Below are 11,240 nucleotides of genomic sequence, written 5' to 3'. Positions count from 1 at the left end.
AGATTCGGTACATGGCGGACTCCAGGCGCGAGATCGAGCGGAAGTACGAAGCCACCGACGCCACCCGGCTGCCCGACCTGAGCCGGGTGGCCGGGGTCGGGGAGGTCCGCCACGAGGGCCTCATGGAACTCGACGCCGTGTACTACGACACCGAGGACCTCCGCCTCGCCGCCGGCCACCTCACCCTGCGCCGCCGCACCGGCGGCCCGGACGCCGGCTGGCACCTCAAGCTCCCGGTCGCCGCGGGCGTCCGCGACGAGATCCGCGCTCCGCTCTCCGACACCCCGCCGCCCCGCCTCGCCGCGCTGATCCGCTCCCGCGTCCTGGGCGCCTCCGTCGTCCCCGTGGTCCGGCTGCGCTCCGCCCGCGACGTCCACGTGCTCACCGGACCGGACGGCACGCCGCTCGCCGAACTCGGCGTCGACGAGGTCCACGCCGAGCGGCTGCACGGCGGCGACCGCACCGCCACCTGGACCGAGATCGAGGTCGAACTCGCCGACGACGGCGACCCCGCCTTCCTCGGCACCGTCGGGCGCGCGCTTGAGGAGGCCGGCATCCGGCCCTCCGCCGCCCCCTCCGAACTCGCCCGCGCGCTGGCCGAGACGGCGCCCGACGCCACGCTGCCCCGGGAGGACGAGCCGGCCGAGCCGCGCACCGCGGGCGACCACGTCCTCGCCTACGTACGCCGTCATGCCGAGGCGATCGTCGCGCTCGACCCGGCCGTGCGGCGGGGGCTGCCCGACTCCGTGCACAGGATGCGCGTCGCCACCCGGCGGCTGCGCAGCGCCCTGCGCACGTACCGCCGCGTCCTGGACCGCGAGGCCACCCGCCCCCTCGGCACCGAGCTGAAGTGGCTCGCGGCCGAGCTGGGCGTCGACCGGGACCAGGAGGTGCTGGACGCCCGGCTGCGCGCCCGGCTGGACGAGCTGCCCCGCGCCCTGGTCCTCGGGCCGGTCCGGGCCCGGCTGAGACTGTGGTCCGTGGCGGGGCGCGGCGGCTCGCGCCGGCGCACGGCCGCCGTCCTGGACTCCGCGCGCTACCTGGCGCTGCTGCGCGCCCTGGAACGGCTCCTCGCACAGCCGCCCCTGCTGCCGGCGGCCGCCGCCGCGCCCGGCGAGGAGCTGGCCCGCGCCGTCCACAAGGACCACAAGCGCCTCGCCGCCCGCGTCGCGCACGCCCGCGCACTGCCCCCGGGGCCGGACCGCGACGCCGCCCTGCACCGCGCCCGCAAGGCGGCCAAACGCGCCCGGTACGCGGCGGAGGCGGCCCGGCCCGCGCTCGGGAAGCCCGCCAAGAAGTCCGTCAAGCGGCTGAAGGCCGTACAGAGCCTCCTCGGCGACCACCGGGACGGCGTGGTCGCCCGCGAGACCCTGCGCGCCCTGGCGGTCCGGGCGCAGGGCGCGGGGGAGCCGTCGTTCACCTGGGGACTGCTGTACGGGCGGGAGGAGGCGGCGGCCCGGGAGGCCGAGCGCGCGCTGCCGAAGGCCTGGCGCCGAGCGGCCCGGACGGACGTCCGGCGGGCGTCCGGAGGCTGAGCAGCGCGGTACGCTGGATGGTCACCCCTGCCGGCTCTCGAAAGTTCGCGATGTCTGTCGATTCGGTCTTCCCACAGCTCGAAGCTCTGCTCCCGCATGTGCAGAAGCCCATCCAGTACGTCGGCGGTGAGCTGAACTCCACCGTCAAGCCGTGGGACGAGTGCGACGTCCGCTGGGCACTGATGTACCCGGACGCGTACGAGGTCGGACTGCCCAACCAGGGCGTCATGATCCTGTACGAGGTGCTCAACGAGCGTCAGGGCGTCCTCGCGGAGCGCACGTACAGCGTGTGGCCGGACCTGGAAGCGCTGATGCGCGAGCACAAGGTGCCGCAGTTCACCGTGGACAGCCACCGCCCGGTGAAGGCGTTCGACGTCTTCGGGCTGAGCTTCTCCACCGAGCTGGGCTACACCAACATGCTCACCGCCCTGGACCTGGCCGGCATCCCGCTGGCCGCGAAGGACCGGGGCATCGACGACCCGATCGTGCTGGCCGGCGGGCACGCCGCGTTCAACCCCGAGCCGATCGCGGAGTTCATCGACTGCGCGGTCATCGGCGACGGCGAGCAGGCCGTCCTGGAGATCACCGAGATCGTCCGCGCCTGGAAGGCCGAGGGCCGCCCCGGGGGCCGCGAGGAGGTGCTGTTCCGCCTCGCCAGGACCGGCGGCGTCTACGTCCCCGGCTTCTACGACGTCGAGTACCTCCCGGACGGCCGCATCGGCCGCGTCGTACCGAACAGGTCGGGCGTGCCGTGGCGGGTGTCCAAGCACACCGTCATGGACCTCGACGAGTGGCCCTACCCCAAGCAGCCCCTGGTCCCGCTCGCCGAGACCGTCCACGAGCGGATGTCCGTGGAGATCTTCCGCGGCTGCACCCGCGGCTGCCGTTTCTGCCAGGCCGGCATGATCACGCGCCCCGTGCGGGAGCGAAGCATCACCGGCATCGGCGAGATGGTGGAGAAGGGCCTCAAGGCGACCGGCTTCGAGGAGGTCGGGCTGCTCTCCCTGTCCTCCGCCGACCACACCGAGATCGGCGAGATCGCCAAGGGCCTCGCCGACCGCTACACGGACGACAAGGTCGGCCTCTCGCTGCCCTCCACCCGCGTCGACGCGTTCAACGTGGACCTGGCCAACGAGCTGACCCGCAACGGCCGCCGCTCCGGTCTCACCTTCGCCCCCGAGGGCGGCTCCGAGCGCATGCGCAAGGTCATCAACAAGATGGTCTCGGAGGAGGACCTGATCCGCACGGTCGCCACCGCGTACGGCAACGGCTGGCGCCAGGTGAAGCTGTACTTCATGTGCGGGCTGCCCACCGAGACCGACGAGGACGTCCTCCAGATCGGCGACATGGCGGTCAACGTCATCGCCAAGGGCCGCGAGGTCTCCGGGCAGAACGACATCCGCTGCACCGTCTCCATCGGCGGTTTCGTGCCCAAGCCGCACACCCCGTTCCAGTGGGCCCCGCAGCTCGGCGCCGAGGAGACCGACGCCCGGCTCGGCAAGCTCCGGGACAAGATCCGCGGCGACAAGAAGTACGGCCGCTCGATCGGCTTCCGCTACCACGACGGCAAGCCCGGCATCGTCGAGGGCCTGCTCTCGCGCGGTGACCGCCGGGTCGGCTCCGTCATCCGCGCCGTCTACGAGTCCGGCGGCCGCTTCGACGGCTGGCGCGAGTACTTCAGCTACGACCTGTGGATGAAGAGCGCCGAGGCGACGCTGCCGGACTTCGGCGTGGACGTCGACTGGTACACCACCCGCGAGCGGACGTACGAGGAGGTCCTGCCCTGGGACCACCTGGACTCGGGCCTCGACAAGGACTGGCTCTGGGAGGACTGGCAGGACTCGCTCGACGAGACCGAGGTCGAGGACTGCCGCTGGACCCCGTGCTTCGACTGCGGCGTGTGCCCGCAGATGGACACCAGCATCCAGATCGGCCCGACCGGCAAGAAGCTCCTGCCGCTGACGGTCGTGAAGTAGCCCGCCGGCATGTGACAGCTCGGTGACGAAGGCCCGGCCCGGGGAAACCCCGGACCGGGCCTTCGCGTCATGAGGTGCATGGAACAGGGAAGACACCGCGCACCCGTACGGACGGAGTACGGGAAGCACCAGGTGCCCGCGCACTACGAGAGCGGTGACGGCTGCCTCACCACGCTGATCCGGATTCCGGTGCGGATCGTGGTGCTCGTGATCGTCCTGCCGGTGCGCCTGCTGTGGGACGCCCTGGTCGCGACCGCCCGCGCCGCGGACCGCCTGCTGCTGCGGCCGCTGGGCCGCGCGCTCGCATGGCTGGCCGAGGTGCTGGTGGCGGTTCCGGCCCGGTGGCTGTGGCGTCATGTGCTCGTCCCGCTGGGCCACGGGCTGGTGTGGCTGGCCCGCGCGGTGTTCGTATGGCCGTGGGTCGCCCTGTGGCGGTACGTCGTGGTGCCCGGGGTGCGGTACGGGATCGTGGTGCCGCTCCAGTGGCTGTACGCGCACGTGCTCACCCCGCTCGGACACGGGCTGCGGTGGGTGTACCGGGAGATCCTGGTCCCGGCCGGGCACGCTCTCGCCACGGGGGTGCGGTGGCTGGGCACGGCGGTGGGATGGCTCGGCACGGCGGTGAAGTGGCTGCTCACCGCCTTGTTCGTGGTGCCGGTGGTGCTGCTGTGGCGCTATGTCCTGGTGCCGGTGGGGCGGGCCGTCGGGTGGCTGGTGGAGCACCTGCTCGTCCTGCCGCTGGTGTGGGTGTACCGGAACGTGCTCACTCCGATGGGCCAGGGCATCGCCTGGTTCCTCGATCTGCTGATCCGGGGCGTCGAGGCCGTCTTCCGGGGGGCCGGGGCCGTGCTGCGGTGGCTCGTCGTGGTGCTGCTCGTCACGCCGCTCATCTGGCTGTACCGGCGCGTCCTGACCCCGGTCGCCCACGAGATCGCCGTCGCGTTCGGCGTCGCCTGGCGCGTCGCCGGATTTCTCTCGCGGGCCGTGGGCCGGGCGCTGGTCTGGCTGGCCCGGAACCTGATCGGCGCGCCCGTGCGCTGGGCGTACCGCACGGTGTGCGTCCCGGCCGGCCGTTTCGTACGCGATGCCGTCCTGGCCCCCGCCGGGCGGGCCCTTCGCGCGGTGGGCCGCACGGCCCGTCAGACGCTGCGCGCGGCCCGCGAAACGATCCGGCAGGCCAGACGCGACGCGTGGCGCGCGCTGGTCGGCGGGCCGGTGCAACCCGAGCCCGGGGAACTCGGGAGCCCCCTTGCGCGTACTCTGGGCAGTGCAACGACTGTGCCCAGCGTGGCGCCCGAACCAGAGATCTCCCTGCTCCCGGAGAAATCCGTCCAGCAGGGGTGAGCCGGTCCGGACCCCCGGGCCACCCGCATTTCGAGGGCGGCGTGCCACCGCGTCCGCCCCGCACCGAGGAGAAGAACCACTGGGCAAGCGACAGCCCGAAGGCCCGCCGCCCGCACCGGCGGTGCAGCGCATCCGACTGCGCTACACCAAGCGCGGCCGCCTCCGGTTCACCAGCCACCGCGACTTCCAGCGCGCCTTCGAGCGGGCGCTGCGCCGCTCCCAGGTGCCCATGGCCTACTCGGCGGGCTTCACCCCGCACCCCAAGGTCTCGTACGCCAATGCCGCCCCCACCGGCACGGGCAGCGAGGCCGAGTTCCTGGAGATCGCCCTCACCGAGGCGCGTGACCCGGACGTCCTGCGCGAGCTGCTCAATGACTCGATGCCGGACGGCCTGGACATCACGGACGCCGTGGAGGCCCGCACCTCGGGCCTCGCCGACCGGCTGACCGCCTCCATCTGGGAGATGCGCCTGGACGGGGTCGGCCCGGAGGAGGCCGAGAAGGCCGTGGCCGCCTTCAACACGGCCGAGACCGTCGAGGTCGAGCGCCGTACGAAGAACGGCATGCGGACCTTCGACGCCCGCGCGGCGGTGGTCGAGCTCAGGACGGTCGATCTTCCGTCCGATAGGCCCGGTGACAGGGCCTGTGCGATACTGCGGCTGGTTGTTCGGCACGTGACACCTGCCGTACGGCCTGACGACGTCCTGTCCGGTCTCCGCGTTGTGGCCGACCTGGCGCCGCCCGTCGCCGCAGCGGTGACCAGGCTGGCGCAGGGGCTCTTCGACGAGGAGTCCGGCACGGTGACCGACCCGCTCGCGCCCGACCGCGAGGCAGCCCCGGCCGCATCAACCACGGCCACCGGGACAGCTGTCGCGACGGCGCCGGAAGGTGCAGGTTCCGCGTAAGGCGGTCGTTGTAGCGCAGCCCTCGCGCTCGGGAGCCACCTGGGCCGGGCCGCGCGCTGACCCATAAGACTTTCGCCAGGCCGTTCGCACACCGCGTACGGAACCGGCGAGCCAGACATTCAGCTCCCGTGCGGCGCCCGCGCCCCGGACGGCGGTGCCGCGACCACCATGCGGACCGAGCCGGACCGGAATCAGGTGCGGCGCCCGGGAGCGCGACGGGAGAAACGCCCGCATGCCCCAGCCGAACGAACCCGGCACCACCGGGAACGCAGAAGACAACAACACCCCCGGGGACAAGCTGCCGCCGCGCCGCAGGCGCCGCGCCGCCTCCCGCCCCGCGGGCCCGCCGTCGGCGGGCGAGCGGGCGGCCTCCGAGGCGCCGGCCATACCGGCCGTTGACGCCGGAGTGTCCGAGACCAGCACCGAGAACACCGCCGAGGCCGAGACCGCCGCCCCGGCCCGCTCCCGCCGCCGCGCGGTTCGTAAGGCGACTGCCCCGGCCGGTGCGCCGAAGGCCGCCGAGTCCGCTGAGGTCGTGGAGCCGGTCGTAGCGGAGGAGCCTGCCGAGGAGCCGGTGGAGGAGGCCGTGGCTGAGCCCGTCGCCGAGGCGCCGCGTGCCCGCCGCCGTGCCGTCCGTAAGGCGACTGCCCCGGCCGGTGCACCCAAGGCCGCTGAGGTCGTGGAGCCGGTCGCGGTCGAGGAGCCTGCCGAGGAGCCGGTGGAAGAGGCCGTGGAGGAGCCCGTCGCCGAGGCGCCGCGTGCCCGCCGCCGTGCCGTCCGCAAGGCAACGTCCCCGGCCGGTGCGCCCAAGGCCGCCGAGCCCAAGGCCGCCGAGCCGGCCGAGATCGTCGAGGAGGCCCCCGTGGTGGAGAGCCCCGAGCCCGCAGCAGAGCCCGTCGCCGAGGCGCCGCGCGGCCGTCGCCGTGCCGTCCGCAAGGCAACGTCCCCGGCCGGTGCGCCCAAGGCCGCCGAGCCCGTCGAGATCGTCGCGGAGGCGCCGGCCGCCGCCGAGAGCGCGGAGCCCGCCGCCGCGGAACCGGTCGCCGAGCCCGCCGAGGCCCCGCGCGGCCGCACCCGCCGCCGGGCATCCGCCCCGGCCGGCGCCCCGCAGGCCGCCGCCCAGCCCGCCGACGAGGCCACCGCGCCCGCCGACGAGGTCACCGAAACGGCCGAGGCCGCCGAGCAGGCCGAGCCCGTCGCCGAGGCGCCGCGCGGCCGTCGCCGTGCCGTCCGTAAGGCCACCGCCCCGGCCGGCGCCCCGCAGGCCACCGAGGAGCGCGCCGAGGTCCAGACCGGCGAGAGCCTGCCCGAGGAGGCCGTCGAGGAGCTGGCCGCCGAGGTCGCCGAGGTCGAGGAGGCCGCCCCGCGCGGCCGTCAGCGCCGCCGCGCCACCGCCGCCGCGGGCCGCCCCGAGTTCACCGCCAAGACGGAGGAGCCCGCGCGCCGCAGCCGCCGGGCGACGCGCCCGGCCGTGGCCGTCTTCCAGGCGCCGGTCTTCGCCGAGCCGATGTTCCAGACCCCGGAGACCGCGGCCGCCGCCGCTGCCGCCGCGGGCCCCGCCTCGCAGGAGGAGGAGCCCGAGGAGGAGATCACCACGGCCGAGGAGCACACCGCCCCCGCCGAGGCCGCCCCGCAGGGCGGATCGCGCCGCCGTCGCCGCCGTCGCGGTGAGGCCGCCGACGCCGAGCCCGTCGAGCAGGTGGCCCCGGCCCAGGAGCAGCCCGCCGAGGACGAGCACGAACCCGCGGGCGAGAACGACTCCGAGCACGACGGCGAGGACACCGACGAGTACGGTGACCGGCCGTCGCGCCGCCGCCGTCGGGGTGGCCGCCGCCGCCGTCGCGGCGAGTCCTCCGAGGACGACGCCGCCGAGCAGCAGCACCAGGACGAGTCCGCCGCCGAGCACACCGAGGACGAGCCCGAGGCCGCCCAGGAGTCCGACGACGAGGGCGACGAGGAGCAGGACGACCACGAGGGCGCCGCCTCCGGGTCGAGCAGCAGCCGCCGTCGCAGGCGCCGCCGTCGTCGCAGCGGTGACGCCGGGTCCGACGCGGAGAACGGCACGGACGACCCCGAGCGCACGGTCGTCAAGGTCCGCGAGCCCCGCAAGAAGGAGGAGCGGGAGCTCGGCACCGGCTTCGACGAGGTCCAGTCCATCAAGGGCTCGACCCGCATGGAGGCCAAGAAGCAGCGCCGCCGCGAGGGCCGCGAGCAGGGCCGCCGCCGGGTGCCGATCATCACCGAGGCCGAGTTCCTGGCCCGCCGCGAGGCCGTCGAGCGCGTCATGGTCGTCCGCCAGAGCGGCGAGCGCACCCAGATCGGCGTCCTTGAGGACAACGTGCTCGTGGAGCACTACGTCAACAAGGAGCAGGCCACCAGCTACGTCGGCAACGTCTACCTGGGCAAGGTCCAGAACGTGCTGCCGTCCATGGAGGCCGCCTTCGTCGACATCGGCAAGGGCCGCAACGCCGTCCTGTACGCCGGTGAGGTCAACTTCGAGGCGCTCGGCATGGCCCACGGGCCGCGCCGCATCGAGACCGCGCTCAAGTCCGGCCAGTCCGTCCTCGTCCAGGTGACGAAGGACCCGATCGGCCACAAGGGCGCCCGCCTGACCAGCCAGGTCTCGCTGCCCGGCCGCTACCTGGTCTACGTGCCCGAGGGCTCGATGACGGGGATCAGCCGCAAGCTGCCCGACACCGAGCGCGCCCGGCTCAAGACCATCCTCAAGAAGATCGTCCCCGAGGACGCGGGCGTCATCGTCCGCACCGCCGCCGAGGGCGCGAGCGAGGACGAGCTGCGCCGTGACGTCGAGCGGCTCCAGCAGCAGTGGGAGGACATCCGGAAGAAGTCCAGGAGCACCGGCAGCTCCAACGCGCCGACGCTCCTGTACGGCGAGCCGGACATGACCGTCCGGGTCGTCCGCGACATCTTCAACGAGGACTTCTCCAAGGTCATCGTCAGCGGCGACGAGGCGTGGGAGACCATTTACGGCTACGTCTCGCACGTGGCGCCCGACCTGACGGACCGGCTGTCGCGGTGGACCTCCGAGGTCGACATCTTCGCGACGTACCGGATCGACGAGCAGCTCATGAAGGCACTGGACCGCAAGGTCTACCTGCCGAGCGGCGGCTCGCTGGTGATCGACAAGACCGAGGCGATGGTCGTCGTCGACGTCAACACCGGCAAGTTCACCGGCCAGGGCGGCAACCTGGAAGAGACCGTCACCAAGAACAACCTGGAGGCGGCCGAGGAGATCGTGCGCCAGCTGCGGCTGCGCGACCTCGGCGGCATCGTCGTCGTCGACTTCATCGACATGGTGCTGGAGTCCAACCGGGACCTGGTGCTGCGGCGCCTGCTGGAGTGCCTGGGCCGCGACCGTACGAAGCACCAGGTCGCCGAGGTCACCTCGCTGGGCCTGGTCCAGATGACCCGCAAGCGGGTCGGCCAGGGTCTGCTGGAGTCCTTCTCCGAGACCTGCGTCCACTGCAACGGGCGCGGCGTGATCGTGCACATGGAGCAGCCCGCGTCGGTGGGCGGCGGTGGCGGCGGCAAGCGCTCGAAGAAGCGCCGCGGCGGGTCCGGCCAGGACCACGAGCACGACCACGGCCACGAGCACGTCTCCGACACCGAGGCCGAGACCGAGGCCGAGGTGGCGGCGGAGGCCGCCGCCCCGGTGGCGCTGCCCGAGCCGGAGTTCGTCGCGGACGAGGAGCTGTACAGCAGCCCCGCCGAGGCCGAGGCCGCTGCGCGCGGCCGTGGCCGCCGCCGGGCGTCCCGCAAGGCGTCCGCCCCGGCGGGCGCCCCGAAGTCCGCGTCCGCCCCGGCCGAGGAGACCGTGGCCGAGCCGGTCGCGGAGCCGGAGCCCGTCAAGGCCCCGGAGCCGGTGGCCGAGACGCCCGCCGAGGCACCTGCCGAGGCGCCCCAGGGCCGTACGCGCCGCCGGGCGACCCGTAAGGCGACCGCCCCCGCGGGCTCGCCCGCCCCGGCCGAAGCGGTCGTGTCCGAGCCGGTCATGGCGGAGCCCGCCGAGCCCGCTCCGGCCGCCGAGGAGCCGGCGTCCGGGCCCGACCCGGTCGCCTCCGAGGACCCGGTGGTCGAGGCCGCGCACGAGGAGGTCCCGGCCGATGAGCCGGCCGCGCCGCCGCGTGTCCGGCGCCGCGCCACCCGTAAGGTCAGCGCGCCCGCCGGTCCCCCCGCGGGGGCCGAGGAGGCCGCGGTCGTCGTGGTGGAGGCCCCCGAGGCGGAGGCCGAGGCCGAGCCGGCACCGGCCAAGAAGGCGGCCCGCAAGACCGCCAAGAAGGCCACGGCCAAGAAGGCGGCCGTCAAGAAGACCGCGGCCAAGAAGACCGCGGCGAAGAAGACGACGGCCAAGAAGGCGGCGGCGAAGAAGACGGTGGCGGCGGAGCAGCAGACCGCGTCGCCCGTCACGGCCACGGCCGACGAGGCCTGACCTCCTCGCACCGCGCGCGACGCAGTCGGGCCGGTCCCCCCGCGGGACCGGCCGGCTGCGTTGAGGCCCCGGGCCGCTCCCGTCCCCGACACGAAAGCCCCCCACATGCGCAAGATCCAGAAGGCCGTCATACCGGCCGCCGGGCTCGGCACCCGGTTCCTTCCGGCGACGAAGGCCACTCCCAAGGAGATGCTGCCCGTCGTCGACAAGCCGGCGATCCAGTACGTCGTGGAGGAGGCCGCCGCCGCGGGGCTGAGCGACGTGCTGATGATCACGGGGCGCAACAAGCGGGCACTTGAGGACCACTTCGACCGGAACTACGAGCTGGAGTCGGCGCTGACCCGCAAGGGCGACGCCGCCCGGCTGGTGCGGGTCCAGGAGTCGAGCGACCTCGCGACCATGCACTACGTCCGCCAGGGCGACCCGCGCGGCCTCGGCCACGCCGTGCTGTGCGCGGAGCCCCATGTCGGGGACGAGCCCTTCGCGGTGCTGCTCGGCGACGACCTGATCGATCCGCGCGACCCGCTGCTGGCCCGGATGACCGAGATCCAGGAGCGCGAGGGCGGCAGCGTCGTCGCACTCATGGAGGTGGCGCCCGAACAGAGCCATCTGTACGGGTGCGCGGCGGTGGAGCCCACCTTGGACAGCGACATCGTCCGGGTGACCGGGCTGGTCGAGAAGCCGGAGCCGGGCGACGCGCCCAGCAATCTGGCGGTCATCGGCCGTTATGTCCTGGACCCCGCCGTCTTCGCCGTCCTGCGGGAGACCGCGCCGGGCCGGGGCGACGAGATCCAGCTGACCGACGCGCTCCAGCAGCTGGCCGCGGACGAGAAGCTCGGCGGCCCGGTGCACGGCGTCGTCTTCCGGGGCCGCCGTTACGACACCGGCGACCGCGGCGACTACCTGCGTGCCATCGTCCGCCTCGCCTGCGAGCGCGAGGACCTGGGCCCCGACTTCCGCAGCTGGCTGCGCGCCTACGTGGCGGCCGAGCTCTGACCCGCCCGCCGGGCCCGTACGCACGCCCGCCCCGG

Annotated in this window: 6 protein-coding genes; all 6 read left to right on the top strand. The window is 74.1% G+C overall.

What is annotated here, in order from left to right; genetic code table 11:
• Positions 1 to 11 precede the first annotated feature (11 nt).
• The 6 genes from P8A18_RS10090 (at position 12) to galU (ending at position 11,205) form a co-directional block, all read left to right on the top strand.
• Complete coding sequence (locus P8A18_RS10090) at positions 12 to 1,535, top strand: CYTH and CHAD domain-containing protein (protein WP_306053549.1); 1,524 nt, start codon at positions 12 to 14, stop codon at positions 1,533 to 1,535.
• A 50-nt stretch (positions 1,536 to 1,585) separates the two neighbouring features.
• Positions 1,586 to 3,511, top strand: a complete 1,926-nt coding sequence (locus P8A18_RS10085; RefSeq protein WP_306053548.1) for a TIGR03960 family B12-binding radical SAM protein — start codon at positions 1,586 to 1,588, stop codon at positions 3,509 to 3,511.
• 78 nt (positions 3,512 to 3,589) lie between these two features.
• Positions 3,590 to 4,855, top strand: a complete 1,266-nt coding sequence (locus P8A18_RS10080) for a hypothetical protein (protein WP_306053546.1) — start codon at positions 3,590 to 3,592, stop codon at positions 4,853 to 4,855.
• A 121-nt stretch (positions 4,856 to 4,976) separates the two neighbouring features.
• On the top strand, positions 4,977 to 5,759 hold the full coding sequence (locus P8A18_RS10075; protein WP_306053545.1) for a TIGR03936 family radical SAM-associated protein: 783 nt from the start codon (positions 4,977 to 4,979) through the stop codon (positions 5,757 to 5,759).
• 232 nt (positions 5,760 to 5,991) lie between these two features.
• On the top strand, positions 5,992 to 10,209 hold the full coding sequence (locus P8A18_RS10070) for an Rne/Rng family ribonuclease (RefSeq protein WP_306053543.1): 4,218 nt from the start codon (positions 5,992 to 5,994) through the stop codon (positions 10,207 to 10,209).
• Positions 10,210 to 10,314: 105 nt separating this feature from the next.
• Positions 10,315 to 11,205 (top strand): UTP--glucose-1-phosphate uridylyltransferase GalU, encoded by an 891-nt coding sequence (gene galU / locus P8A18_RS10065; RefSeq protein ID WP_306053542.1) that lies wholly within the window; start codon positions 10,315 to 10,317, stop codon positions 11,203 to 11,205.
• Positions 11,206 to 11,240: the final 35 nt, after the last annotated feature.

Source organism: Streptomyces sp. Mut1 (assembly GCF_030719295.1).
Lineage (GTDB): Bacteria > Actinomycetota > Actinomycetes > Streptomycetales > Streptomycetaceae > Streptomyces > Streptomyces castrisilvae.
This window is presented reverse-complemented; position numbering and strand designations above follow the sequence as displayed.

Coding starts and splice junctions, on each gene's coding strand:
- P8A18_RS10090 (WP_306053549.1), top strand. CDS start 12: ATGGCGGACTCCAGGCGCGAGATCGAGCGGAAGTACGAAGCCACCGAC.
- P8A18_RS10085 (WP_306053548.1), top strand. CDS start 1,586: ATGTCTGTCGATTCGGTCTTCCCACAGCTCGAAGCTCTGCTCCCGCAT.
- P8A18_RS10080 (WP_306053546.1), top strand. CDS start 3,590: ATGGAACAGGGAAGACACCGCGCACCCGTACGGACGGAGTACGGGAAG.
- P8A18_RS10070 (WP_306053543.1), top strand. CDS start 5,992: ATGCCCCAGCCGAACGAACCCGGCACCACCGGGAACGCAGAAGACAAC.
- galU (WP_306053542.1), top strand. CDS start 10,315: ATGCGCAAGATCCAGAAGGCCGTCATACCGGCCGCCGGGCTCGGCACC.